This window comes from Bacteroides sp., from assembly GCF_029057325.1.
In the GTDB taxonomy this organism is placed as follows: domain Bacteria; phylum Bacteroidota; class Bacteroidia; order Bacteroidales; family Bacteroidaceae; genus Bacteroides.
This window is the reverse complement of the sequence record NZ_JAICZW010000104.1, coordinates 1-26,417: the sequence shown is the minus strand read 5'-3', so window position 1 is coordinate 26,417 and position 26,417 is coordinate 1. Positions and strand designations below refer to the sequence as shown.

The 26,417-nt window shown below is 44.7% G+C and carries 20 protein-coding genes; 15 read left to right on the top strand and 5 right to left on the bottom strand.

The annotated features are described in order from the left end of the window. Positions 1–24 precede the first annotated feature (24 nt). Complete coding sequence (locus K2G43_RS06675; protein ID WP_300153676.1) at positions 25–756, top strand: hypothetical protein; 732 nt, start codon at positions 25–27, stop codon at positions 754–756. 207 nt (positions 757–963) lie between these two features. Beyond that, entirely contained in the window at positions 964–2,382 is a 1,419-nt protein-coding gene (locus K2G43_RS06670; protein ID WP_300153674.1) for a hypothetical protein, read from the top strand. A 170-nt stretch (positions 2,383–2,552) separates the two neighbouring features. Here K2G43_RS06670 and K2G43_RS06665 read toward each other — a convergent pair whose 3' ends face one another. Beyond that, on the bottom strand, positions 2,553–3,272 hold the full coding sequence (locus tag K2G43_RS06665; protein ID WP_300153672.1) for an SDR family oxidoreductase: 720 nt from the start codon (positions 3,270–3,272) through the stop codon (positions 2,553–2,555). A gap of 152 nt (positions 3,273–3,424) precedes the next feature. Between K2G43_RS06665 and K2G43_RS06660 the strand changes: the two genes are divergently transcribed. Continuing rightward, the gene (locus K2G43_RS06660; protein WP_300153670.1) at positions 3,425–3,781 is read left to right on the top strand and encodes a helix-turn-helix domain-containing protein; all 357 of its coding nucleotides are present in this window, start codon (positions 3,425–3,427) and stop codon (positions 3,779–3,781) included. Between the two features lie 479 nt (positions 3,782–4,260). Here K2G43_RS06660 and K2G43_RS06655 read toward each other — a convergent pair whose 3' ends face one another. Continuing rightward, the gene (locus K2G43_RS06655) at positions 4,261–4,659 is read right to left on the bottom strand and encodes a hypothetical protein (protein ID WP_300153668.1); all 399 of its coding nucleotides are present in this window, start codon (positions 4,657–4,659) and stop codon (positions 4,261–4,263) included. Positions 4,660–5,063: 404 nt separating this feature from the next. Between K2G43_RS06655 and K2G43_RS06650 the strand changes: the two genes are divergently transcribed. The 12 genes from K2G43_RS06650 (at position 5,064) to mutL (ending at position 21,185) form a co-directional block, all read left to right on the top strand. Next, complete coding sequence (locus K2G43_RS06650) at positions 5,064–5,531, top strand: GNAT family N-acetyltransferase (protein ID WP_300153667.1); 468 nt, start codon at positions 5,064–5,066, stop codon at positions 5,529–5,531. Positions 5,532–5,759: 228 nt separating this feature from the next. Continuing rightward, entirely contained in the window at positions 5,760–7,115 is a 1,356-nt protein-coding gene (gene tig, locus K2G43_RS06645) for a trigger factor (RefSeq protein ID WP_297642855.1), read from the top strand. Positions 7,116–7,314: 199 nt separating this feature from the next. Then, the gene (gene clpP, locus K2G43_RS06640) at positions 7,315–7,977 is read left to right on the top strand and encodes an ATP-dependent Clp endopeptidase proteolytic subunit ClpP (protein WP_297642853.1); all 663 of its coding nucleotides are present in this window, start codon (positions 7,315–7,317) and stop codon (positions 7,975–7,977) included. Between the two features lie 2 nt (positions 7,978–7,979). Further along, a complete protein-coding gene (gene clpX / locus K2G43_RS06635; protein ID WP_297642852.1) occupies positions 7,980–9,224 on the top strand; it encodes an ATP-dependent Clp protease ATP-binding subunit ClpX in 1,245 nt (414 codons plus the stop codon). A 170-nt stretch (positions 9,225–9,394) separates the two neighbouring features. Beyond that, a complete protein-coding gene (gene recQ, locus K2G43_RS06630) occupies positions 9,395–11,575 on the top strand; it encodes a DNA helicase RecQ (RefSeq protein WP_297642850.1) in 2,181 nt (726 codons plus the stop codon). Positions 11,576–11,690: 115 nt separating this feature from the next. Further along, entirely contained in the window at positions 11,691–13,166 is a 1,476-nt protein-coding gene (guaB, locus tag K2G43_RS06625; protein WP_297642849.1) for an IMP dehydrogenase, read from the top strand. Positions 13,167–13,291: 125 nt separating this feature from the next. Continuing rightward, positions 13,292–14,848 (top strand): peptidyl-prolyl cis-trans isomerase, encoded by a 1,557-nt coding sequence (locus tag K2G43_RS06620; RefSeq protein WP_300153663.1) that lies wholly within the window; start codon positions 13,292–13,294, stop codon positions 14,846–14,848. A 57-nt stretch (positions 14,849–14,905) separates the two neighbouring features. Beyond that, positions 14,906–15,754, top strand: coding sequence for a peptidylprolyl isomerase (locus K2G43_RS06615; RefSeq protein WP_297642846.1), 849 nt, complete (start codon positions 14,906–14,908; stop codon positions 15,752–15,754). Between the two features lie 10 nt (positions 15,755–15,764). After that, entirely contained in the window at positions 15,765–17,132 is a 1,368-nt protein-coding gene (locus tag K2G43_RS06610) for a peptidylprolyl isomerase (RefSeq protein WP_297642844.1), read from the top strand. A 25-nt stretch (positions 17,133–17,157) separates the two neighbouring features. Beyond that, on the top strand, positions 17,158–18,825 hold the full coding sequence (locus tag K2G43_RS06605) for an OstA-like protein (RefSeq protein ID WP_297642843.1): 1,668 nt from the start codon (positions 17,158–17,160) through the stop codon (positions 18,823–18,825). A gap of 6 nt (positions 18,826–18,831) precedes the next feature. Beyond that, positions 18,832–19,122, top strand: a complete 291-nt coding sequence (locus K2G43_RS06600; protein ID WP_297642841.1) for a hypothetical protein — start codon at positions 18,832–18,834, stop codon at positions 19,120–19,122. A gap of 149 nt (positions 19,123–19,271) precedes the next feature. Then, positions 19,272–21,185: a DNA mismatch repair endonuclease MutL gene (mutL, locus tag K2G43_RS06595; protein ID WP_297642839.1), complete on the top strand. Its 1,914-nt coding sequence runs from the start codon at positions 19,272–19,274 to the stop codon at positions 21,183–21,185. Positions 21,186–21,379: 194 nt separating this feature from the next. On the opposite strand, the gene K2G43_RS06590 is transcribed toward mutL, so the two are convergent. The 3 genes from K2G43_RS06590 to K2G43_RS06580 all read right to left on the bottom strand — a co-directional run. Next, positions 21,380–23,992 carry a hypothetical protein gene (locus K2G43_RS06590; protein ID WP_300153658.1) on the bottom strand — a complete coding sequence of 871 codons (2,613 nt, stop codon included), beginning with the start codon at positions 23,990–23,992 and terminating at the stop codon, positions 21,380–21,382. 21 nt (positions 23,993–24,013) lie between these two features. Continuing rightward, a complete protein-coding gene (locus tag K2G43_RS06585) occupies positions 24,014–24,970 on the bottom strand; it encodes a FimB/Mfa2 family fimbrial subunit (RefSeq protein ID WP_300153656.1) in 957 nt (318 codons plus the stop codon). A 142-nt stretch (positions 24,971–25,112) separates the two neighbouring features. Then, on the bottom strand, positions 25,113–26,417 hold a 1,305-nt coding region (locus K2G43_RS06580), incomplete at its 5' end, for a hypothetical protein (protein WP_300153654.1).

Below are 26,417 nucleotides of genomic sequence, written 5' to 3'. Positions count from 1 at the left end.
ATTAAATCCCCAATAATTACTATTATGTTTCGTTTACTCTTCGTATCTCTGATGCTTATCATAAGCGTCTCTTCCTTTGCTCAAGGGAAAATCAATAGAAATTCACAAAAGACAAAGTCTGCTAAAGTAACAAATACATCTACTTCAAGTGTCTCCGGAAAAATTAATGGACATGAATATGTAGATTTAGGTTTACCAAGTGGACTTAAATGGGCTACATGTAACGTCGGTGCATCTAAACCATCAGGATATGGCGATTATTTCGCATGGGGAGAAACTTCCCCAAAATCAAAATATTCATGGGAAACATATTTTGATTACGACTATGAGGATGGAAGTAAGATCCATTTCAAAAATTACGAAAACAGAAGTAAAAAAGAACTAGAAAGTCGACATGATGTGGCAAGATTGAAATGGGGTGGGACTTGGAGGATCCCAACATATGCTGAAATGGAAGAATTAAAAGATAATTGTACTTGGAAATGTACCGTATCTTCCGGGGTTTCAGGATGGAAAATTACAGGACCTTCAGGGAAATCAATATTTCTTCCTTTCGCAGGGATGAAGGACGAATCAAATAAAGCTGCTGACAGAAGAGAGACAGCTAACCAGTGGGGGTTCTATTGGACATCTACTTTAGATGACTATGATCATACATTTGGCACTGCTGGATCAATAGCTGGGTATTGGCGAGGAGTCTCCGGATCAATTGGTTCCCGTTATATCGGTGCTTCAATTCGTCCAGTTTCTAACTAATTAATTATGTTGACTCCATTTTTATCTAAGATTTATCTATAATCAGAGTAGGAATATATTTGATAAAGCGTGTTTTGGGGTTAGAATAGTCATTCCTTAATATGGGAACTATTTGGGAACAAATAACCCTCTTTATGTCTATATAAACGCTGAATACCATTCTATTAAAGAATGATATTCAGTTCAAGCGTAGAAATTGATACTATTATGGATGAGAAACTTAGAATACTACAATGTCTGATAGAGAGTGATATGTTCGCTTCCTCCCCTGCAGCATTTGCCAAGGCTTTAGGCTATAAAGGAAAAATGACCATTTATCGTATTCTTAAAGGAAATATTACTGAAAAAACGGTAAATGAAGTATGGGATAAACTATTGACTCGATTTTTCCTTGAGGAAGATATGCTCTATTGTCTTTATCATATACTTCAAGCGAATCGTTTTTTTTCAGAACTCATTAAAACTGAAATGAATATACTTCATCCTCGTTGGATGGAGAATCTGTTTATATCTTTGTTTGAAGACGATTATATTTACTATTCGCCGGATTTCAAAGAAAAAGTCGTTCCTATGCTAAAAGACTTAAAAAAAGACACTCCTGATGTATTTTGGGGAATGGTGGCATTATTCTATATTAGGCAAAAGGACATAAACCTCTATTCCGGTGTTTTCAAACAAACAGAATGCAGATTTTTAAATGACCTCAATAAACTATTATCTTCACTCTATCCAGAAAACAGCAATGCTTATCAGGCCGGCATTCATTTAAAGTCAGTGGCAGAACAGTCCGAACATACAAACAGTCTTTGGTGGCTACTTTATAATGGACTATTGTTACTAAGATATTATGCTGAACCGGATTTTATTCGTTCTGCCCTTACGGTTCTGCAAACATTTGATTGGCCACATAGAAGTTATTGGGTAATTCCTGGAACTGCTTATCATCCCAAAGCACAAGTATGGGCATTGATTGAAAACAAAATGGATACTGCCGCTAATGGCTTTTATATAGTTTTATGCTTGGAAATGGGTAAAGACACGGAAACATTCCATCTGAAAGAAACATTTGCGTTACAATTTTTGTCTGTCACTTCGGAAGAAGACTATCCGATTGCTCAAGCCTACAAAGTGGTTGGTCAAAAAAAAGAAATATGCCATTACCTCTATAATTATGACTCTGATACGCAAATGTTGTACTTTTCTTATAATCCGGAAGTTGGCAATTTATATAAATTACCTAAAACTATCCATCTAATAAATTTGTTAAATCCAAAAGGTAAAGAAGAAAAAGTCTGGAGTAAGGTATTTGAGCGATTTGAGCAGGGCATTGGTGAAAAACTCTATTTGGAATCGATAGAGAAAATCACAGGCATAACAAATTTATCTGATGTATATATTATACAAGATGTAATTATCACTAGAACATACCTGTCTCTCATCCTTATGGAATATGGCATTAAAAAGGAATACAAAATTCCTACAATCGCTTATTCTTTTTTGACTAGCATAAATCCGTCACACTCCATTATAATAACCAGGCATATCAATGATGACGATATATATGTGGAATGGCCTGGTTTGGGTTATGCTATAAAGTTGTCAGCGTTTAATTGCAAAGATTTGTAGTAACTCTATTGGTTGAGCTTATTACCCATTCTTCAGCTTCCTTTGAGCTTTTTTCGGTCTGTTTCCCTCTTTTGATTCGTCACATAGCCCGCTATGCTCCTTCTGAAAAGCAGAAAAACATCCTCAAAAAGAATTCTCAAAAGAACGCTGAAGAAAATTTAAACAGACCCTTAATCCAATTGCTTTGTTTTTGCTATAACTATTTCCCTGACACATACATCCTGCGGCATATTATAGGCAAATAGGACACAGTCCGCAATTTTACCGGTGTCGAGCCCCCCTTCAATTGTTTCTTTCCAGATATTGTAATTATCTTTAATGCCTTGATCGGAAGTATGGCTCAACAATGGGGTCTCCACAACTCCGGGCGCTATCACTATGAAACGGACGTTGCTGTTGGCCACTTCTTTACGCATGCTTTCTGTAATTGCATGAACCGCATATTTTGTTCCACAATATACGGAATGCTGGTCGAAGGTTTTTCTACCTGCTATGGAACTGATATTTATAATGGTTCCTCCGTTGCGTTCAAGCATGTCAGATAATACGGCTTTTGTGCCTGTCAATATACCCTTAACGTTTACATCAATCATTCTTTCCCATTCTTCGAAACCCTGTCTTTCAGGATAGCCTAACAACATTAGTCCGGCACAGTTGATGAGAAGATCTGTTTTCCCATAAACGGCTTCAGCATTTCTGATTGCGGATTCCATGCCATTGACATCCGTAACATCCACGGAACGGCAGATTGTATTGGGAAGCTCCATTTTTTCCATTATCTCATTTCTTCTTGCCAACATAAGTACAGGATGCCCCTGCTCAGAAAAACGTTTGGCAAGTTCCATCCCTATTCCGGAACTTGCACCGGTTACAACAACTAACTTCTTCATATATATTACTTTAAAAACACGCCCAAAGGTAATATGCTGTATCCGATTATAAAATACATGATAAATTATACATGTACTGATAAATTTATTCGTATATTGATTTTGAGTAAATTAAAATATACCTTTGCACAATTATCTTCAAAAAAATATATATGTATAAAAGAAAACTTCCTTTAGACTTGTCTTGTGGCATACGTATTACAATGAGCGTTATCGGTTCAAAATGGAAACCCTGCATCATTGATTCATTGCGGGAGAATCCTAAAAGGCCAAGCCAGATTCATCGTGAAATTCCCGAAGCTGTATCCCGTGTCCTTGACCAGAACCTGAGAGAGCTTGAGGAACATGGCATCGTGAAGAAAACGATTTTCCCGGAACTGCCGCCAAGAAGTGAATATAGACTAACAGGGTTGGGCAGAAGTCTATTACCGGTTATTGATTTTATGGAAGACTGGGGCGAATCCCATAGAGGACAATTTAGCGGAGTGATAACTCCCGATAACTTCTAAGAACAGAAATATTCGCAGGATATTTCTGTTTGACTATATATGTCAAGTGCCTGAAAACAACTTTTCCATTGCTCAGAAACAACTTCTGCATTCCTGAAAACAAGTAAGCTGTCTATAAGCATCCCATGGGCTGTCTATAATCAGCCGATGGGCTGTTTGCAGACGGCTCATGGGCTGTTTATAAACAGCCTACTTATTATTGGGCAATTCAGAAGTTGATTCTCAATAGCTTTTATCTAAAAAAAGCAACTATATGAGATAATAGTGGTACAACTATCCGTTAGAGAAGAGAGGAAGTAAAAAAGTTGCTTTGAAGAAGTGAAAGGATTGTAAAAGGTGCGTGTTTAGAATGAAAGATTTAACTAAATCTTAATGGTTAGTAGTTTTTTGTTGTTTAAAAACAACAATTCGAAATCAGGTCAAAATCATAAAGTCCTTAAAAGAGTGACAAAAGAATATGCTGTGTAAAAAACGCTTATTCACAAAAATATATGGCTGCTATAAAGAGAAAGTATCCAAAAGAATAAAATAGCAAGTAATAATATAGCAGCCCAAACTGCGACCAAGTACCATACTGATTTGTTTCTTTCGCCCTTTTTAAATGAACTATAGAAAAGATACAAGCCATATATATTGCAAAAAGGATATAGTAGTAACGGTATAGTAGTCAAAGCACGGTTAAACCAAATGGCAACAAATATCACATAAGCAATGAAAGGTGCGGCAAAAATTGGCAACACCGTGAAAATTGCAAAAATAAAAATGCCATTAGGACACCTATATTCTTTTTTCAACCTCTTAGCATACGGATATGCTACTATTGGAAATCCAACAGCCAATAATAGAGATGACGCAAAAAATAAAATGATAATTTCCATACGCAAAAATAATAAAAAACGGTGGAATATGGGGATTATCATGAGAAATATTCGAATCCATTGATGTGGCAAATGCAGAAAAAACATCTTTTTCCCTTTTCTAAATAGCATCTTGAAGATTTAAGTGCCGTAGATACTTATCAAGTAATTATTCATTACTATTGGATTTTAATACCTTTTGTGTTTTGAGAAGCAATAAGGGTACAAATGGACTATAAAACTAGATCTTAAAACGTTGATTTTCGTCCTATAATGAGGGCTGTTGCAGGGATTTACATATCTTTCCTCTAAAGAAAATATATTCTTTATCCTGTCGGTATGAGATTTCCATGATTTTCATTTATATTTGTATTTGGATTGAGGTAACTCTATCTTTATTGCAATTCTGACAATACACAGACCTTATGAGGAAACATACAAGAATTATATCGCTCAGAGAAAATACGAACTATCTTGAACGGGCAATATCTTACTTTCAGAGTAAGTGGGCAACCGAAGAAACCATAGCTGTTTATGATGATTGTTTCAGAAACTGCCTAAACGCAGAAAACCCACTGCCGCAGTGGTATCTGTTGACAAATGACGATGACGACATTATAGGATGTGCCGGGCTTGTGACAAATGATTTCAATTCAAGAATGGACTTGTATCCGTGGCTCGCTGCATTGTATGTAGAAGAGAACTATCGTGGTCATAATCTCGGATACGAACTCGTCTGCAAAGCAATTGACGATACTCGCAAAATGGGGTTTAAAACCTTGAATTTATGTACTGACCATATCGGCTATTATGAAAAGTTTGGATTTTCATATATGGGAGATTGCTTTCATCCGTGGGGTGAGAAATCAAGGATTTATCAAATACTTGTGTAATCATATAATTCCTTGCCATCAGAGTGCTGTTGAAACGGCGAAGCAGCGACAACGCAATGGCGATACAGCGACGGTGCGACGGCAATGAAAGCAAGACTGCAATGAAAAAGCCGTAGGCGGAAAATAAATAATTCGGCTCTGTTTTTTGATATTTGAAAGAATAACGCTAATTTTGCACGCTCGTTTGAGATATGGAATAAAGTATAAATCAAATAAATAATTGTCAGAATGAACGTATCATTACAAAACATTGACAAAGTAAGCGCATTGCTTACTGTGAAGCTTGAGAAAGCAGACTATCAGGAAAAGGTGGACAAAGCATTGAAACACTTCCGTCAGAATGCTCAGATGCCGGGATTCCGCAAAGGAATGGTGCCGATGAGCCTGGTGAAGAAGATGTACGGTAAGTCGGCATTGGCAGAGGAAGTAAACAAGTTGCTTTCTGAAACTGTATATAACTATATCCAAGATAATAAAGTGAACATTTTGGGTGAACCGCTGCCTAACGAGGACAAGCAGCCGGAGGTTGATTTCGACACGATGGAAGAGTTCGAATTCCTGTTCGACATCGCTTTGGCTCCAGAATTTAAGGCGGAGGTCAGCGCCGATGATAAAGTGGACTACTATACCATTGACGTAACCGATGAGATGGTGGACAACCAAGTCAAGATGTATGCTCAGCGCAACGGAAAGTATGACAAAGTGGACGTTTACGAAGAAAATGACATGCTGAAGGGTCTGCTGGCCGAACTGGACGAAGAGGGCAATACCAAAGAAGGCGGCATTCAGGTAGAAGGTGCCGTAATGATGCCTTCCTATATGAAGAACGAGGAACAGAAAGCCATCTTTGCCGGCGCGAAGGTGAACGACGTGCTCGTGTTCAACCCCCATACAGCTTGGGACGGCAATGCGGCCGAACTCTCTTCCTTGCTGAAGATTGATAAGGAGACCGCTCCCGAAATGAAATCCAACTTCAGCTTCCAGGTAGAAGAGATTACTCGCTTTGTTCCGGGTGAGCTGACGCAGGAAATCTTCGACCAGGTGTTTGGCGAAGGCGTTGTGAAGAATGAAGAAGAGTTCCGTGCCAAGATTAAAGAGGTTGTTGCCCATCAGTTTGTGGCCGACAGCGACTATAAGTTCTTGATCGACGTGCGTAAGATGATGATGGAGAAGGTGGGCAAGCTGGAATTCCCGGATGCCTTGCTGAAGCGCATCATGCGTCTGAACAATCAGGATAAAGAAGAAAGCTTCGTAGAAGAGAACTATGACAAGAGTATCGAGGAGCTGACCTGGCACCTGATTAAGGAACAATTGGTGAAGGCCAATAATATTAAGGTAGAACAGGAAGACGTTGCCAATATGGCGAAAGAGGCTACTCGTGCGCAGTTTGCTCAATATGGCATGATGAGCGTGCCCGATGAGGTTCTGGAGAACTACTCTAAAGAGATGTTGAAGAAGAAAGAGACTGTAGAGGGATTGGTGAACCGTGTGGTAGAAGTCAAGTTGGCGGCTGCGTTGAAAACTCAGGTAAATTTGGAGAACAAAACGATTTCCGCTGAAGAGTTCAACAAGATGTTCGAATAAGATTCGGTAAGCCTGAGGCTGATATTTATAAAGAAACACAGAGTTTGATTCGCTAAAACTCTGTGTTTTTTTTGTCTCTCTGTGTTCTTTTTCGTTTCTTTGCACTCCTTTTGTCAGACCGTGTTTCGCCGTTGGTGGAACTTGCGGAGTGATAAGAATGGTTTTTGAAAAAGATTTAGTAAATTAAATAGTTAGAAAAATGGATGATTTTAGAAAATACGCTACCAAGCATTTAGGTATGAATAGCTTGGTACTGGACGATGTGATTAAGTCACAGGCCGGGTATTTGAATCCTTATATTCTGGAGGAGCGTCAGCTCAATGTGACTCAGCTGGATGTATTCTCCCGTTTGATGATGGATCGTATCATTTTCCTTGGGACTCAGATTGACGACTATACTGCCAATACGTTGCAGGCGCAGTTGCTCTATTTGGATTCGGTGGATTCGGGCAAGGATATCTCCATCTATATTAATTCGCCGGGTGGTTCAGTGTATGCGGGTCTGGGCATTTACGATACCATGCAGTTCATCAGCAGTGATGTGGCCACTATTTGTACCGGCATGGCGGCAAGTATGGCGGCCGTGTTGCTGGTTGCTGGTGCCGAAGGCAAACGTTCGGCGCTGACCCATTCGCGTGTGATGATACATCAGCCGATGGGGGGGGCCCAAGGACAGGCTTCGGACATTGAGATTACGGCTCGTGAAATCCAGAAACTGAAGAAAGAACTTTATACCATTATAGCCGACCATTCGCATACGCCTTTCGATAAGGTATGGGCGGATTCCGACCGTGACTATTGGATGACTGCCCAGGAGGCCAAGGAGTATGGTATGGTGGACGATGTTTTGATTAAGAAATAAATATGGCAGATTCAAGAAGGACTAAGAACAGATGCAGCTTTTGTGGACGTTCCGAAGATGAAGTCGGCTTCCTTATAACAGGAATGGACGGTTACATCTGCGATAGTTGCGCCACTCAGGCCTACGAGATTACGCAGGAGGCTTTAGGTGCGGGCAGAAAAGGAAGTGCCGCGAAGTTGAATCTGAAAGAACTCCCCAAACCCGTAGAGATTAAGGAGTTTCTCGATCAGTATGTCATCGGTCAGGACGATGCCAAGCGTTTCTTGTCTGTATCGGTGTACAACCACTATAAACGCCTGCTTCAGAAAGGCGGAGACGATGAGGTGGAAATCGAGAAATCCAACATCATTATGGTGGGTAGTACCGGTACGGGAAAGACATTGTTGGCGCGCACCATTGCCAAGTTGCTTCATGTGCCGTTCACGATTGTGGATGCAACGGTGCTGACAGAAGCCGGTTACGTGGGCGAGGATATCGAAAGCATTCTGACGCGCTTGTTGCAAGTGGCGGATTACAATGTGCCCGAAGCGGAACAGGGAATCGTATTTATTGATGAGATAGACAAGATTGCACGTAAGAGCGACAACCCTTCCATCACGCGCGACGTGAGTGGTGAAGGTGTGCAGCAGGGATTGTTGAAGTTGCTGGAAGGATCGGTGGTGAATGTGCCCCCTCAAGGCGGACGCAAGCATCCCGATCAGAAGATGATTCCGGTCAATACCAAGAATATTCTGTTTATATGTGGTGGCGCTTTCGATGGCATTGAGAAAAAAATTGCCCAGCGGATGAACACCCATGTGGTGGGATACAATGCGGCACGCAATATGGCAGTGATTGATAAGAGCAATATGATGCAGTATATTGCTCCACAGGACTTGAAGGCATTTGGCTTGATCCCCGAAATCATCGGCCGTCTTCCGGTGCTGACTTATCTCAATCCGCTGGATCGTGCTGCGCTGCGTTCCATTCTGACGGAGCCGAAGAACTCCATTATCAAGCAATATGTCAAGTTGTTTGAGATGGATCACGTCAGGCTGGCTTTTGAAGATGCGGTGTTTGAATACATCGTGGATAAGGCGGTTGAGTATAAGTTGGGCGCTCGTGGTTTGCGTTCCATTGTAGAGACGATTATGATGGATGCTATGTTTGAAATCCCGTCTGCGCACAAAGATGATTTTGTAGTGACATTGGATTACGCTAAAAAACAACTGGAGAAAGTAAATATTGCTCGACTGCAAAATGCTTAAAATCAGGAAGTAAGGGAGGATTGAGTTGATTTTTTGCTGTTTATTGAAAAATATTCGATGGATTATGCTTGAAATTTAAGAAGTTGTTTATAACTTTGTTAGGGTTCTTTGTGAAGAATCTGCATGGAAATCACTATAAAGTTAACTCATAAATAACAACCTAATGAATCATGGCAGGGAAGAAGATTAATTTGACAGACCAGCTGAAGAAATACTTCGGGTTCGATACTTTTAAAGGAAATCAGGAAGCGATCATACGGAATCTGCTGGCAGGCAATGACACGTTCGTGTTGATGCCTACAGGCGGAGGTAAGTCCTTGTGTTACCAGTTGCCTTCTTTATTGATGGAAGGCACGGGCATTGTGATTTCTCCTTTGATAGCTTTGATGAAAAATCAGGTCGATGCGATGCGTAACTTTAGCGAAGACGATGGTATTGCCCATTTTATCAATTCTTCTCTTAATAAAAGCGCGGTGGATCAGGTGAAGTCCGACATCCTCAGCGGCAAGACGAAATTGCTGTATGTGGCTCCCGAATCCTTGACTAAGGAGGAAAACGTGGAGTTCCTGAAGACGGTGAAGATCTCGTTCTATGCTGTGGATGAGGCTCATTGTATTTCGGAGTGGGGACATGACTTCCGCCCGGAGTATCGCCGCATCCGTCCTATCATCAATGAAATCGGAATAGCGCCGGTGATTGCGCTGACTGCGACAGCTACGCCGAAAGTGCAGCACGATATTCAAAAGAACTTGGGTATGGTGAATGCACAGGTGTTCAAGTCTTCGTTCAATCGTCCGAACCTTTATTATGAGGTACGTCCAAAGACGGCAAACGTTGATAAGGATATTATCAAGTTCATCAAGAACAATCCCGAAAAGTCGGGCATCATTTATTGCCTGAGCCGAAAGAAGGTAGAGGAGTTAGCCGAAATCCTGCAAGCGAACGGTATTAATGCCCGTGCCTATCATGCTGGGATGGACTCGGCTACGCGTACACAGAATCAGGATGATTTCCTGATGGAGAAGATAGATGTGATTGTAGCTACCATTGCCTTTGGTATGGGAATTGATAAACCGGACGTGCGTTACGTCATCCATTATGATATCCCCAAGAGCTTGGAAGGATATTATCAGGAAACCGGACGTGCCGGGAGAGATGGAGGGGAAGGACAATGCATTACTTTCTATACAAATAAAGATTTGCAGAAACTGGAGAAGTTTATGCAAGGAAAACCTGTGGCAGAGCAGGAAATAGGCAAGCAGCTTCTGCTTGAAACAGCTGCGTATGCCGAGTCTTCTGTATGTCGCCGTAAAGCGTTGCTTCACTATTTTGGTGAAGAATATATGGAAGATAATTGTGGAAATTGTGACAATTGTTTAAATCCTAAAAAACAAGTGGAAGCTCAAGAATTATTGTGCACCGTGATCGAAGCGATTCTTGCGGTGAAAGAAAATTTTAAGGCAGACTATATTATAGATGTTATACAAGGGAAGGAAACCTCTGAAATATTGGCCCATCTGCACGAGGACCTCGAAGTGTTCGGTTCTGGCATGGGTGAAGAGGAAAGAACCTGGAATGCGGTCATCCGTCAGGCGCTTATTGCTGGCTATCTGAGTAAGGATGTAGAGAACTATGGCTTGCTGAAAGTGACGGAAGAAGGTAAGAAGTTTTTGAAGCACCCCAAGTGCTTCAAGATTGTGGAAGATGCTGATTTTGAAGAAATGGAGGAGGAAGCACCCGCCCGTGGTGGCTCTTGTGCGGTAGATCCGGCATTGTACTCCATGTTGAAGGATTTGCGCAAGAAAATCTCTAAGAAGTTGGAGTTGCCACCGTATGTCATTTTTCAAGATCCTTCTTTGGAAGCAATGGCGACTATTTATCCGGTGACCCTGGAAGAGTTGCAGAACATTCCGGGAGTGGGAGCTGGTAAGGCGAAGCGCTATGGTGAGGAGTTTTGCAAGCTCATTAAGCGCCATTGTGAAGAAAACGAGATAGAACGTCCCGAGGACTTGCGTGTGCGCACTGTCGCCAATAAGTCGAAGATGAAGGTGGCGATTATCCAGGCCATTGATCGCAAGGTGGCGTTGGACGATATCGCTCTGTCGAAAGGTATTGAGTTTGATGAGTTGCTGGACGAAATAGAGGCAATTGTCTATTCGGGCACGAAGTTGAACATCGATTATTTCTTGGAGGATATCATGGATGAAGATCACATGCTTGACATTTATGACTACTTCAAGGAATCTACCACTGATAAGATAGATGACGCGCTGGATGAACTGGGAGATGACTTCACGGAAGAAGAGGTGCGTTTAGTACGTATCAAGTTCATATCGGAGATGGCGAACTGACAAATCGGTTTAGTCCGTTTTAGCTGATAAAAAAAGAAAAAATATTGCGTGCAAGTGTATGGAATGGAAGAAAAACCGTATATTTGCACGCAATAAATTTTAAACGCATAGCCCTATGTCATTTATTGCTGACAAAATTGTAATGGATGGGTTGACATACGATGACGTATTGTTAATTCCCGCTTATTCTGAAGTCTTGCCTAAAACAGTCGAACTCTCGACTAAGTTTTCACGTAACATTGAGTTGAAAATCCCGTTTGTAACTGCTGCCATGGATACGGTTACCGAAGCGAAAATGGCGATTGCCATTGCCCGTGAAGGTGGAATCGGTGTCATCCATAAGAATATGTCTATCGAGGAGCAGGCGCGTCAGGTAGCTATTGTGAAGCGTGCGGAAAACGGTATGATTTACGACCCGGTGACCATTAAGAGAGGTTCTACGGTAGCCGATGCTTTGGCGCTGATGGCTGAATATAAGATTGGTGGTATTCCGGTTGTGGATGATGGCGGATATCTGGTGGGGATCGTCACCAACCGTGACTTGCGCTTCGAGAAAGACAGCAACAAGCGCATTGACGAGGTGATGACCAAAGAGAATATCGTCACTACCAACCAAACAACCGATTTGGAGGCTGCTGCGCAAATCTTGCAAGAGCATAAGATTGAGAAACTGCCGGTTGTTGACAGAGATAATAAATTGGTAGGCCTGATTACTTATAAGGACATTACGAAGGCAAAGGATAAACCGATGGCTTGTAAAGATAGCAAAGGCCGTCTGCGTGTTGCCGCTGGAGTAGGCGTGACAAACGATACGTTGGAGCGTATGCGGGCTTTGGTAGATGCCGGAGCGGATGCCATTGTCATTGATACGGCTCATGGTCACTCCAAAGGAGTCATCGAAAAGCTGAAAGAGGCAAAACGCAATTTCCCCGGCATAGACATCGTTGTGGGCAACATCGCTACGGGCGAGGCTGCCAGGGCGCTGGTAGAAGCCGGTGCCGATGCCGTAAAGGTGGGTATCGGTCCGGGATCCATCTGTACTACACGTGTGGTAGCCGGTGTGGGTGTGCCGCAGTTGTCGGCTGTTTATGATGTGGCAAAGGCGCTGAAAGGCACAGGTGTTCCTCTTATTGCCGATGGCGGTCTGCGCTACTCGGGTGATGTGGTGAAGGCGCTTGCTGCCGGTGGCTATAGTGTCATGATTGGTTCGCTGGTTGCCGGTACCGAAGAATCGCCGGGCGATACCATTATCTTCAACGGCCGTAAGTTCAAGTCTTATCGCGGCATGGGTTCCTTGGAAGCGATGGAACACGGTTCCAAAGACCGTTATTTCCAAAGCGACACTAAGGATGTAAAGAAACTGGTGCCCGAAGGCATTGCTGCCCGTGTACCTTATAAAGGTACGCTCTACGAAGTGATTTATCAGCTGGTAGGCGGGTTGCGTTCTGGTATGGGCTATTGCGGTGCCGCCAGTATCGAGAAATTGCACGATGCCAAGTTTGTCCGTATCACAAATGCTGGTGTGCTTGAGAGCCATCCGCACGATGTGTCCATAACCAGCGAGGCGCCGAACTATAGCCGTCCTGAATAAAAGGTGCTTGTTTGAACCTGTTCTGGGTTCCTGGAAATAAAATGAATGTCCGGAAAGAGGGTGTTGCTTTCCGGACATTTTATTTATATTTGCAGGCGTTTATGTATAAAGAACGGACCGTGTTTATGATTAGATTATTCTTGATACTTCTCTTTTGGGGATTCGGAGGAACCGTTTGGGCTCAACACGACCCGATAGTGATGCGGGTTAATGGGAAAGAGGTGCCTCGTTCGGAGTTTGAGTATTTTTATAATAAAAGTAACCCCTCTGGTGAGGCAGGTTCAAGGCAATTGGATGTGTATGCGAATCGCTTTGCCGATATCAAATTGAAAATAGCGGCTGCCGAGACTGCCGGTTTGGATACTTTCCGCCTTTTTTTAGAAGAACAGAATACCTATCGTCGCCGCTTGGCGAAAAACTATTTGATGGACAAGAAGGCTGTGGAGCATGCGGCGCAAAGTTATTACGACAAGATGAAATCCGCCCGATATGCGGGGAGTGTACGCATCAAGCATATTTTTTTCTATCTGCCTCAGAACATTACAAAGCGGGCCTTGCATGAGGCGGAGGTCCGGATGGACTCCATCTATAACGCACTTGTCAGGAGAGCTGCCAACGCGGACTTTTTCGATGCTTGTGTGGAACGCTTTTCGGACGAGAAGAAGGCGCTTTGGAAAAGCCGATTGCAAATGCCGGTGGAACTTGAAGAGGTGGTGTTCGGTTTGCAGGTTGGAGAAATTTCCCGTCCGTTCTTCACTCCCGAAGGAATTCATATCGTGAAGGTGCTCGAAAGGAGGGAGCTGCCTTCTTTTGAAGAGGTGAAAGATGAGATTACGCGTCGGCACAACCGCCGTCATGAGGTGAATGAAGGTACGCGGGCATTGGTGGAAAAGCTGAAAAAGGAGTACCGCTATGTACCAAATAAAGCAGGTGTTCACGAACTGCTGACCAAAGGCAATACGGGGCGTGTGCTGTTTACGTTGAATGGAAAAAAGTACGATGGGAATAGCTTTGCTCGTTTTGCAGCTGCCTATCCGGCAGGAGTCCGTAGGCAGTTGGAAGGGTTTATTGCCAAAACCGTTTTGGATTATGAGGATGGACGATTGGAGGAGAAATATCCGGAGTTCCGGACGCTGATGCAGGCACATCGCGACAGCGTGCTGCTTGTCGAAGTGGTGAACCGTGAGATTGAGCAGGGACTGACGGATGAGGCGGAGCTAAAAGCCTATTTCGAAACGCATCGTTCGGATTATTATTGGGACGAACCTCGTTACAAAGGTATTGTGCTACATGGTGCTACCAAGCGGGTGGTAAAGCAGGCGCGGAAGTTTCTGAAGCAGATTCCCGAAGCGGAGTGGATGGATGCCATCCGCTTGACGTTCAATGCGGGAGGCTCTCCTCAGATACAGGCGGAGCAGGGCGTGTTTGCTCCTGGTGATAATGGGTATGTGGACAAGCTGGTATTCAAGATCGGCAGAACCGCCGTAGCCCCGATATTGTCATTTCCTTTTACCGCAGTTCAAGGCAGCAAGCGGAAAGGGCCGGATTGTTGGACGGAGGTGCGTGAACCGTTGACGGCTGCTTATCGGCAAGAGCTGGAACGACGTTGGATGACAAGGCTGCGTGCTACCGGTAAGGTTGAAATTGACCAAGAGGTTTTAAAAACCGTTAATAATCACTGACGCAACCGATTAAAACACTATCTTCGTACCTTAAAAACAAGTAAATATCAATTGACAATGCGTGCAACCTGCTTTGGACTTTTCATATTCCTGCTTTGTGTGGCGTGTAGCGAGCAACACGACCACGAAGGACGGACTCCGTTAGTGGAGTTGGACGGTAATTTCCTTTATAAGGAAGATTTGCAATCGGTGCTTCCTGCCAACCTGTCCAAAGACGACAGCCTGTTGTTTGCGGAACACTACATCCGCAATTGGGTGGAGGATGTTTTGTTGTATGACAAGGCGCAAAACAACATTCCCAATGACAAGGAAATAGATAAACTTGTGGAGAATTATCGTAAGATGCTGATTATGCATACCTATCAGCAGGCTTTGATACATCAACAGTTGTCAGAGGAGATTTCGGAACAGGAGCTGGTCGATTATTTTGGAAAGAACCAGGCTCTTTTCAAGGTGGAACGTCCATTGATGAAGGGCTTGTTTATTAAAGTTCCTTTGAGCGCTTCACAATTGGCGAATGTTCGTCGCTGGTATAAGACGGAAACGCAGGATGCAGTGGAACATCTGGAAAAGTATAGTCTGCAGAACGCCGTGAAGTATGAGTATTTTTATGACAAGTGGATTCCGGCATCGGATGTCTTGAATATGTTGCCGTTGAAAGTGCCCCACGTGGAGGAGTATTTGAACAAGAATAGGCATGTGGAGCTGAAAGACACGGCTTTCTATTATTTCCTGAATGTGAGCGATTATCGTTCGATCGGAGAGCCGGAACCTTACGAGTCAGCACGGGTACACGTGAAAGACATGCTGCTGAATATGAGGCGTGTGGAATTCATGAATCAGGTGAAGGATGACCTGTACCAGCGTGCGGTGAGAAGAGATAAGATTAAGTATTATTTAGAATAAGACACCAAGAATGAAAAAGTGTATGAACTTTAAGTTTGCAATTTTAGTAGCCTTGACACTATTGGCCGGTTCGTCTGCCTATGGACAGAACAATGTGATTGATGAAGTCGTTTGGGTAGTAGGTGATGAGGCCATACTGAAGTCCGAGGTGGAGGAGGCGTACATGAGCGCGTTGTACGATGGCCGCAAGTTTGATCGCGACCCCCGTTGTGCGATTCCCGAGGAGATAGCCGTGCAGAAGCTCTATCTTCATCAGGCGGCACTCGATAGTATCGAGGTTTCAGAGAGCGAGGTTATCCAGAAGGTGGATTTCATGACCAATATGTACATTGCCAACATCGGTTCGCGTGAGAAGATGGAGGAGTACTTCAACAAGACTTCCAGTCAGATTCGCGAGACGTTGCGTGAGAATGCGCGTGAGGGACTGAAGGTGCAGAAAATGCAGCAGAAGTTGGTGGGTGAAATCAAAGTGACACCTGCCGAAGTGCGTCGTTACTTCAAAGACCTGCCACAAGACAGTATTCCCTACATCCCCACACAGGTAGAGGTGCAGATTATCACGCAGCAGCCCAAGGTTCCTTTGGAAGAGATTGAAGAGGTGAAACGCCGTTTGCGCGAATATACCGACCGTGTCAACAAGGGCGAAAGTTTCTCCATGTTGGCCCGCCTCTATTCGGAAGACCGTGGCTCCGCTATCCGAGGCGGGGAAATCGACTTCTCCGGACGTGGTATGCTGGACCCTGCCTACGCGAATGTGGCTTTCAACCTGCAAGATCCCAGCAAGGTCTCTAAAATCGTGGAGTCGGAGTATGGCTTCCACATCATCCAGTTGATAGAGAAGCGCGGTGACCGCATCAAGACCCGCCACATCTTGTTGAAGCCCCATATCCCCGAAGAGGCGTTGATGGCAGGCTGTGCCCGTCTGGATTCTATAGCCGATGACATCCGCAACAATAAGTTTTCGTTTGAAGAGGCGGCTGCCGTATTGTCGCAGGACAAGGACACGCGCAATAACCATGGTTTGTTACCCAATCCGAATACCAATACATCCAAGTTCGAGATGCAGGAGCTTCCTCCTGAGATTGCCAAAGTGGTAGATAAGATGAAAGTGGGTGAGATTTCGGAAGCCTTTACGATGATTCCACAGAAGACGGGCAAGGAAGAGTGTGTGATTGTGAAACTGAAGAGCCGTATCAACGGACATAAGGCCACTATCTCCGATGACTATCAGAATCTGAAAGAGATTGTACTCGAAAAGCGTCGCGACGAAGTGCTGGATAAATGGATTCGCGAAAAGCAGAAACACACATACGTCCGTATCAAGGATAGTTGGAAGGGTAATTGCGCATTCAAGTATCCGGGTTGGATTAAAGACTGAATCATAGTGATTTACATAGATTCGTATGCGAAAGAAGAATACAGGAAATCATTTTCTGAACAAGCATAGATATCTCTTAGGGGGTATTCTATGCTTGTTTGGTATCTGCCTGCTGAGTGCCCAAGATAAAAAGACAGAGGCGCCCGAAAAGAAGAAAACCCGTGTCGATTTGCTGTATGCGGACGAGGCGCAGGCAGACAAGCAGTTGCGTCCGGATGTACAGGTGCTTATCGGTTCCGTGAAACTGAGGCACGACAGCATGTATATGTTTTGCGACAGTGCCTTGATTTTCGAGAAGATCAATTCCGTGGAGGCATTTGGCAATGTGAGGATGGAGCAGGGAGATACTTTGTTCATCTATGGCGATTATCTTTACTATGACGGAATGTCGCAGTTGGCGATGCTGCGTGAGAATGTACGCATGATAAACCGTCATACGGAGTTGACCACCGATAGCTTGAATTATGACCGTCTGTACAATTTGGGCTATTATTTTGAAGGAGGTACGCTGACTGACGAAGAGAATGTGCTGACTTCCGAATGGGGGGAGTACAGCCCGACCACCAAATTGGCGGTATTCAATCATCATGTGAAATTGGTGAATCCGAAGTTTGTGTTGACTTCAGATACATTGAAGTATAGCACGATAACCAAGGTAGCTACTATCTTAGGACCTTCCGACATCGTGAGCGACCAGAACCACATTTATTCTGAACGCGGCGAATACAATACCACGACCGAACAGGCGGAGCTGCTCGACCGTTCCGTGCTGACGAATGCAGGCCGGAAACTGACCGGCGACAGCCTTTTTTATGATCGCAAGTTGGGCTATGGCGAGGCTTTCGACCATGTCCAGATGAACGATACGGTCAACCGGAACATGCTGACCGGCGATTACTGCTTCTACAACGAGCTGACTGGCAATGCCGTGGCCACCAAGCGGGCGGTGGCTGTTGACTACTCTCAGGGCGACAGCTTGTTTATGCACGCCGATACCTTGAGACTGGTCACTTATAACCTGAATACCGATTCCGTCTATCGTGAAATGCGTGCCTATCACAAGGTGCGTGCCTATCGTACGGACGTGCAGGCGGTGTGCGACTCGTTGGTGTACAACTCCAAAGATTCTTGTCTGACGATGTACACCGATCCGGTCTTGTGGCATGGCGAACAACAGCTGTTAGGTGAAGAAATCAAAGTCTATATGAATGACAGCACCATTGACTGGGCACACATCATCAACCAGGCGCTGACGGTAGAAAGGTACGACAGCGCTCACTATAACCAAGTCTCCGGCAAGGAGATGAAGGCATTCTTCATTGACGGAGACATGCGCCTGATAGAGGTGAACGGCAACGTGCTGGTGGTCTATTATCCGGTGGAAGAGAAGGACAGCTCGCTGATAATGATGAACTATTCGGAAGGTGGGCTCTTGAAGATGTATCTGAAGGAACGGAAAATGGAACGGGGTGTTTTTGTGGGAAAGACCAATGGCACCGCCTATCCGTTAGACCAAATCCCGGCGGAGAAGAGCAAGTTACCCTCTTTTGCCTGGTTCGACTATATTCGTCCGCTCAACAAGGAGGATATTTTTGAGTGGCGCGGCAAGAAGGCGGGTGAAGTGTTGAAGAAGAGTGACCGCAAACCGGTGGTATCACCGCGGGATATGCACATCAAACGAACTAATAAATAGTGCTATATGGGAATGTTTACAATGCGGAAGCCTCGTGGCTTCAATCATCCCTACATCTATGTGGATGAACGGAAAGAACGGTTGGCCAAGATGGAGGAGAGCGCCAAGCGTGAGCTGGGCATGTTGCCCGAGAAAGAGTTCTCTCCCGAAGACATCCGGGGCAAGTTCATCGAAGGCACCACTCATTTGAGACGCCGCAAGGAGAGCGGCCGCCAGCCGATGCATCTGGGAATAATCTTAGTCGCTATTGCGGTGCTGGCCTATCTGTGGTATGCGATTAGCAATGGAATCATTTAATTTTGTAATGGGAGTTCGAAGGAGTTAAAAGGAGCTGGAGGCCGATAGCTTTGGTTTGTACAAAGTCTAAGTACCGGCTTTTAACTTCTGCCCGCATCGCGGGCAATAACTCCCTTTGACTCCTTCTAACTCCCTTAAAAAAAGGAACTATGAGCGATATCATTCATTTGTTGCCCGATTCGGTCGCCAATCAGATTGCTGCCGGAGAGGTGATTCAACGTCCGGCATCTGTTGTGAAAGAGTTGGTGGAAAATGCGATTGATGCCGAAGCACAGGAGATTCATGTACTGATTACCGATGCAGGAAAGACCTGCATCCAGGTGATTGATGATGGTAAAGGTATGTCCGAGACCGATGCGCGCCTCTCTTTTGAGCGTCATGCAACTTCGAAGATACGCGAGGCCTCCGACTTGTTTGCCTTGCGGACAATGGGGTTCCGCGGTGAAGCGTTGGCCTCCATCGCTGCGGTGGCGGAGGTGGAACTGAAGACACGTCCGGCGAACGAAGAATTAGGCACCCGGTTGCTGATTGCCGGTTCCAAGGTCGAGAGCCAAGAGGTTGTGTCTTGTCCTAAGGGAAGTAACTTTTCCATCAAAAACCTGTTTTTTAATATCCCTGCCCGGCGTAAGTTTTTGAAGGCCAATTCTACGGAGTTGAGCAACATCCTTGCGGAGTTTGAGCGCATCGCATTGGTGCATCCCGAAGTGGCTTTCTATCTGTACAGCAACGATACGGAATTGTTCAATCTGCCGGTCGTGCCCTTGCGGCAGCGGGTTTTGGCGGTGTTCGGAAAGAAACTGAACCAGCAGTTGCTTTCGGTGAATGTCAATACAACGATGGTCAAGATCTCCGGTTTCGTAGCCAAGCCTGAGACATCGCGCAAGAAGGGTGCCCATCAGTATTTCTTTGTGAACGGGCGGTATATGCGCCACCCTTATTTCCATAAGGCGGTGATGGATGCGTACGAGCAGCTGATTCCTGCCGGTGAGCAAATCACCTATTTCATCTATTTCGACATAAATCCCGCTAACATTGATGTGAATATCCATCCCACGAAGACGGAAATCAAGTTCGAGAACGAACAGGCCATCTGGCAGATTTTGTCGGCGGCGGTGAAGGAGTCCTTAGGCAAGTTCAGCGCCATTCCTACCATTGACTTTGATACGGAGGATATGCCTGATATCCCCGCATTCGAGCAGGTACACCCCATAGAACCGCCGCAGGTGCACTACAATGCGGACTTTAACCCTTTCAAGAGTGCTTCCGCATCTTCCTACGGAGAAGGGGGAAGTTATTCACGTCCGAAAGTGGAGTGGGAGGGACTCTATTCCGGTCTGGAGAAGGCTAGCCGGATGAACGAACCGATGGCGGAAGAGCTGTTTCCCGAAGAGGAAGCGGCCGATGCGGCTTTCAACAAGGAGGCTGCCGATGCGGCTCCTCAGGAGACCGTTGCCGCCGAAACTTCCGTTTCGCTGTATGGCAATGAGGGCAAGATGGAGAAGGGGGCGCAACATCTTCAGTTCAAGGGGCGTTTTATCCTGACCTCCGTCAAGTCGGGACTGATGCTGATAGACCAGCAGCGGGCGCATGTCCGGGTTCTGTTCGACCGTTATATGAGCCAGATTAGCCGGAAACAAGGAGTCTCGCAAGGGATGTTGTTTCCTGAAATGATTCAGTTGCCGGCTTCCGAAGCCGCTATGCTGGAAAGCATTCTGGACGATTTGTCGGCGGTAGGCTTCGACCTGAGTCCGTTGGGTGGTGGCAGCTATGCCATCAACGGCATACCTTCAGGCATCGAGGGCTTGAATCCGGTAGATTTGATTCATAGCATGGTGAGTACCGCTATGGAGAAGGGGGGCGATGTGAAAGAAGAGGTGCGGCACATATTGGCATTGACACTGGCACGTGCCGCTGCCATTGTCTATGGGCAAGTATTGAGCAACGAGGAGATGTCAAATCTGGTGGACAGCCTCTTTGCCTGTCCTTCTCCCAATTATACGCCCGATGGAAAAACGATATTGGCCACTATCCGGGAGGAAGAAATCGAGAAATTGTTCAAATAGGTTGCTCTTGCCCGGAGGAAGGTCTCTATGACTAATGGTTTAGACGCAAATGTCTGATGTTTCAACGGCCGATGCCTCGTCTCGCTACCATGACAGAGGCGTAGGCCGTTTCTTCTATTCAGGAAAAAAACAAGCGGCCGACATAGCCCGTTGGAGAGGGCTAAGCCGGCCGCTGTACTTGTTTATGACAATCATTAATTACTGCTATCTGGCCTGATGTTGAACAATCGATATTTCAACATTGCTGTTCTTTGCATAAGTAGATATGCCGGATAATATGGTGTTGGCATATTACCTACACTTGCCCAGTCAAATTTGTAGTCATCTAAGTCCATGTCAAACTGATAAACAAACGAACGATTCTTGCCATCAATTGCAGGAGTTAAGTCAGGATACATTTCTATCAAATCTGCCGTAGCAGCATTTGATGTCCAATAAGAAGTCCATTTGGTAATGGGGTATTTTTTATCAAAGCCACGATCTTCAATGTTATATCTTTTGTAGAATCTATCAAGTTTTTCGACCAATTGCCATCCTACGATGGAGGGTACACACCAAGAGTAACGCTTATCTGTAGGAGTGGGGTCATCTTCTGAACCGGGGCGATAGACTTGGCCTAAAGTTACTCCTACTAGTTTGCTGGGAGTTATATCAGATGCTGGTTTGGGATAGTATTGCTGGAAGTAATTTTCCATAGCCGCATGCATCATGCAACTACCCTTATCGTAGTTGATGTGGTTTCCCTCCTTCGTCCCTTTTCCTGTGGGCAGGTATTCTTCGGCACGTTCTATATGGAGCGAGCAAGTCGGTTGCATGTTTTCATCCAATGGCTTAATGAGATGGTACACGTTCTCAAATCCTGTATTTTGGTTCTTGTCAAGTATTGTCCCATCGAATCCCCACTGCATTGGACCTCTATCCACACGGTCGGCATAGAACTTGAACTCCCCATTCGCTTCATTTACCTCATGGTTGTAGTATGTTTTTACAATATCATGGGCGGCCATTAAATCTGGATCGTTGGGGTAGTTTTCTAAGTCCTGAGGCGTGATAGAGAAAGCGACAGGCCTATATTGCGTGAAACTAACTACAGCCCTCTCTGTATGGTTCTGTTCTTCAAATCGGATTGTACAACTTCGCTCATTTCCTTGTTCATAAGCATAGTCTTCTGGTAGAAGTGGTTGCACATAAAACCATATTTGTTTATTGTCAATGGTTTCAAAGTCTCCAGCTCCTTTATATGTGTTCACACTATACCAGTCAAGCTTACCACCATTCTTTGCATATATGTATACAAAATCAGCAGGATTATTCGGGTCTACATCTACCAACTTCAATTTATTAAAATTAAAATCCGTAAGCTCCACACAGAACATCTCACCACCACCGCCAACTACCATGTTAGCATCGCCGACAACTTGGGCGGGCTTTGTTTCCGAATCTACTCTCCATGAATAATCTTTTTCACCAACTCCGGTATTTGAGAGTTTGAGTGTCAGTCTGTAGTAGGTATTACGCTTCACATCGAAGTCGTTGTATTCATTGCCCCCGAGGAAAAATCTCCAAGTAGCGGTACCCCGCTCCTTTACTTTTCCCATGTTTGTATTATCTGCATCCTCTTCATATAGAGTGTATGAAGCATTGACTTCTATGTAAGAACATGTACTTGTGTTTTGTGCTATCGCATCAATGCTATTTCCAACTCCGGCAGGGCGCTTTTCCCATTGATTGTCTGCGTTAACACCTGAAGCGCCAAATTCTGCTTTATGCATGTTTTCAAAGAGGAAGAAGGGTTGCACGGTTGGGTCAGTATATTCAATGCCTTCTCTACTATTAGAGTCATCAGGGTTGGTATAATGCTTGCCTATCGTGGATGCATATCCATCGCTTTCATTAAAGTTCGTCCAGTCTAATGTTTCAGAACCGGTCAGACGTTTTCCTTGAGCCACGACACCACCACCTTTTCGTTCTCCCAAAGGCATAATGAGATCGGGGAGCGGTGTTAATGGGGCACTATCATCAGCCACTTTATTACTCTTACCAAGAGTACATCCTGTGGGCACATTGTGTAGTGTTACATCGATCAATTCGATGACTACACCCTTATTTAAGTCTGTTCCGTCCATTGCGAGCGTAATCATGGCTGCGGTGCGTTTCAATTCTATTTGCAGGTTACGGCACACTTCTCCCGGTTTGTCAACAATAGGAGTGGTCCATTCTTTGGCGATTTCTCCAAACATGGCATTGGGGGTAGGAACAAAGCTATGGTCACCATCGGCAGCGGTGCGTACTTCATCTTCAGTTCTCAAGTTTCTCAGTTGTGATACAAGTGTGCTTTCTATTTTGCTTCCCCAGTTGGCTACCGCATAGAATTGGCAGTCCTTCAAGGGTATTTCAGGATTGGCAGTCCAATACTCTTCCGCAAAATAGAGTTCAAATTCCTGATAGCCGTTATCTAATGTCTTTGAAGTAATAGTCACGCCAAACTTTCCCTCAATTTTAAGCGGTGTCTCGCTGGTTGTAATTGTAGTAAAGTCCAAAAAAATGCGGTCTTTGATACTTCCTTTATCGGCAATAATAATGTTCATGTCTCCGATTTCATCAAATTCAGAGACAGTAGCACGAGTTGTTGGATCGGTGGCAATCGGTTTCGGTGTTTTCACCTTGATGGTCATTGAACTGTAATTTCCATCCTTGGTATCATTGACAAAATCCTCCCGGACACACGACCCGGTACCAAATGCCATCCACAGGAGCAACAGCATCGGCAGGGCATATCTGATGTTAAAGTTTATTCTGTATTTCATGAGTCAGTACCTTTCTTTGTTTTATAAACCTGGTATGATATATACCACTTCCCACCCGTTAATGGTAATAATGATGTTGGTGTCTCCATCCATGTTGATGACAACATCGTACCTTGGTTCGCGGTCGAAATCCTCCTGCGTGTTGTAGTGTCCGGTGGCTTGCATGGTTTCCACCAGATCTTTGTCAAAGACGATCTTGCCTTCTTTGTCCTTCACCACTAAGCGGAAGGATCGGCCGATGGTCAGGCGCATCAGATTAAGCTCCGAGATGGCTCTTCCGGGGGTGGTGTAGGTGTTATACGGGAGGTTGGTGATGGTTTCCGCCTTCTTGCCGAAGCTGTTGTCGGCAAGGTAGCGGGCGTTGGTGCCCGTACAATATATTTCGTAGGGTGCGCTTACGGCATCCGCCTTGCTTTGTCCCACCCTCTTGTCCTTGACGGTGACGGTGAGCAGTTTGGTATCTTTCATCAGGTCAACGGTAGTGGACTCTTCGGGCCAATAGACCGAGGTCACGTCAGCCTTTCCGTGGTAAAGGGCATCCAGCTCCACCAGAGGCTGTCCGTTGTTTTCAGCAGTGAGCATGAAGTTGCTAATGTGTGTAACCCCTTTCTTCAACTCGCTCTGAAACGCCGTTTCATCGGCATTGGTCTCACCAATGCGGTACATGGTGCCCAGCGGGCCTCCCCATGTTACGGTGGTGTAATTTCCCGGCGGAAGCGGCAGTCTCATTTCCCAGTCGTTGGTGAGGTGCTTTCCCGCATCGGAGAAGCGGTCGTAGTAAAGGCCGTTCTCGTCGAACACGTAAACGGTCACCTTACCCACTTCGTCCCCGAACAGGTTGGTGTACTCCGGGTTAAGCGAGTAATCAAACTTCAGCAGCGCCCCGGGGTTACATTCGGAGCGGTCTTCCTTGATGCAACCCGAAAAGCCACAGAGCAAGGCAGTTGTCAGAAGCATTGTCTTGATTGAATGTTTCATCGCAAGTAGTTTATCTGTAGTTGTATAAATCTATGTAAATCAAAATAAAGAGATTGGAAAGGGAGAATGCGCCATAGTTGACGGCTGGCGCATCCTCACCTTTAGGGGCTATGTATGTCTATCAATCGTTTGTAAGAAAAAATTAGAAATTAGGAATAATATCTATTGCCTCCCATTCCTTGATATCAACAATTGCATTTACGGTTTTGGTGGTTTCGTATGGAGTCAGTGTCAAGTCTGAAGCATCGAATATGATGTCACTCATGCGATAAACAAAACCCCTATCGACAGAATTCAAAGCTATTGAGCCGTCTGTATTCGAAGACTCTTTTCTAGTGTACTTTTGAATTGTAATGTATCTAGTCAGGGGGGCGGCTTGATTTTTGTATTTAACATTCATTTTGATTACCATGTGAGGAGGAGTTCCTCTAAAGATAGTATATCCCCACCATTTACCTGCTACGGCAGGTTGTACTTTATAAATGACATTCTTCTTTTCAGAAGTGACTTTATTGTCTTCCCCAACATAGAAGTAATCTATTTGTTCGCCCTCTGCACCGGCTTTGGCTACAGCGTCGCCGTCTTCGCCGTAAGTCGGCTCATCACATAAGAAAGCAAAGTCACCAGTGATACCATCAGCATTATATTTTTCATAGTTATCCTGTGTATAGGCATGCTGTGGGGAATCTATAATTCCGTCTCCATCGGTATCTGCACCTTTTCCATTGTTAACCTTCTTACGATTAGAATCTAACGGAGCTGCCAATGCTCCTTCATAATAGAAATCATTGATGTAAATACCTGCAATTTCAAAAGATTCAATTTCGTCTCCTAAATAAGATGCTGGAGCAGGCACTGCAATAAAGTTTTGTACCTCCATGCGTGCGGTAACCGGTACCAATGTCATATTTGCGCTGTAAGTTCCATCGTTATTAGCTGTAATTACCTCCTTACCGGTAAGGGTTGAGTTCTCATTTGAAAAATCTGTAAAATCTTCTTTTGCTAGTGCTTGATTCTTCAAATAGATGGTAGTTGCTTCTGCCTGTGCTAAAGTTCCTTTTCCTATTGGATTGCTTGTTTTTTCATTAGCTATGATGACCAAAATGGAGGCAACAGAAGGAACTCCTTCCAGCTTAACAGTTGCTTGGTGTGTAGTACCTGCTAAAGCCTTTATAGCCTCATCGCGTAGTGCTTGAGCCACTTCATAAGGCACATAATTTCCCGCTCCATCGTAGAACAAAAATTTTAAACTCTCAACCGTGTTATATTTACCTACCGCACCATTGCCTAATGACCTGGTTTTGGCACTACCTAAGGATAAAGACACGTACATGTTCCCTTCTTCGCTGTTGTCGGGTGCAATGTTCTCGTCATTACTACATGCCGCGAATGCCAAACCGGCCAAACCCAGCATAAAATACTTGTTAAACTTCATAATAATATTATT

Excerpts from the sequence above, each read along its gene's own strand:
- K2G43_RS06675 (WP_300153676.1), top strand. The coding sequence starts at position 25 with ATGTTTCGTTTACTCTTCGTATCTCTGATGCTTATCATAAGCGTCTCT.
- K2G43_RS06670 (WP_300153674.1), top strand. The coding sequence starts at position 964 with ATGGATGAGAAACTTAGAATACTACAATGTCTGATAGAGAGTGATATG.
- K2G43_RS06665 (WP_300153672.1), bottom strand. The coding sequence starts at position 3,272 with ATGAAGAAGTTAGTTGTTGTAACCGGTGCAAGTTCCGGAATAGGGATG.
- K2G43_RS06660 (WP_300153670.1), top strand. The coding sequence starts at position 3,425 with ATGTATAAAAGAAAACTTCCTTTAGACTTGTCTTGTGGCATACGTATT.
- K2G43_RS06655 (WP_300153668.1), bottom strand. The coding sequence starts at position 4,659 with ATGGAAATTATCATTTTATTTTTTGCGTCATCTCTATTATTGGCTGTT.
- K2G43_RS06650 (WP_300153667.1), top strand. The coding sequence starts at position 5,064 with ATGAGGAAACATACAAGAATTATATCGCTCAGAGAAAATACGAACTAT.
- tig (WP_297642855.1), top strand. The coding sequence starts at position 5,760 with ATGAACGTATCATTACAAAACATTGACAAAGTAAGCGCATTGCTTACT.
- clpP (WP_297642853.1), top strand. The coding sequence starts at position 7,315 with ATGGATGATTTTAGAAAATACGCTACCAAGCATTTAGGTATGAATAGC.
- clpX (WP_297642852.1), top strand. The coding sequence starts at position 7,980 with ATGGCAGATTCAAGAAGGACTAAGAACAGATGCAGCTTTTGTGGACGT.
- recQ (WP_297642850.1), top strand. The coding sequence starts at position 9,395 with ATGGCAGGGAAGAAGATTAATTTGACAGACCAGCTGAAGAAATACTTC.
- guaB (WP_297642849.1), top strand. The coding sequence starts at position 11,691 with ATGTCATTTATTGCTGACAAAATTGTAATGGATGGGTTGACATACGAT.
- K2G43_RS06620 (WP_300153663.1), top strand. The coding sequence starts at position 13,292 with ATGATTAGATTATTCTTGATACTTCTCTTTTGGGGATTCGGAGGAACC.
- K2G43_RS06615 (WP_297642846.1), top strand. The coding sequence starts at position 14,906 with ATGCGTGCAACCTGCTTTGGACTTTTCATATTCCTGCTTTGTGTGGCG.
- K2G43_RS06610 (WP_297642844.1), top strand. The coding sequence starts at position 15,765 with ATGAAAAAGTGTATGAACTTTAAGTTTGCAATTTTAGTAGCCTTGACA.
- K2G43_RS06605 (WP_297642843.1), top strand. The coding sequence starts at position 17,158 with ATGCGAAAGAAGAATACAGGAAATCATTTTCTGAACAAGCATAGATAT.
- K2G43_RS06600 (WP_297642841.1), top strand. The coding sequence starts at position 18,832 with ATGGGAATGTTTACAATGCGGAAGCCTCGTGGCTTCAATCATCCCTAC.
- mutL (WP_297642839.1), top strand. The coding sequence starts at position 19,272 with ATGAGCGATATCATTCATTTGTTGCCCGATTCGGTCGCCAATCAGATT.
- K2G43_RS06590 (WP_300153658.1), bottom strand. The coding sequence starts at position 23,992 with ATGAAATACAGAATAAACTTTAACATCAGATATGCCCTGCCGATGCTG.
- K2G43_RS06585 (WP_300153656.1), bottom strand. The coding sequence starts at position 24,970 with ATGAAACATTCAATCAAGACAATGCTTCTGACAACTGCCTTGCTCTGT.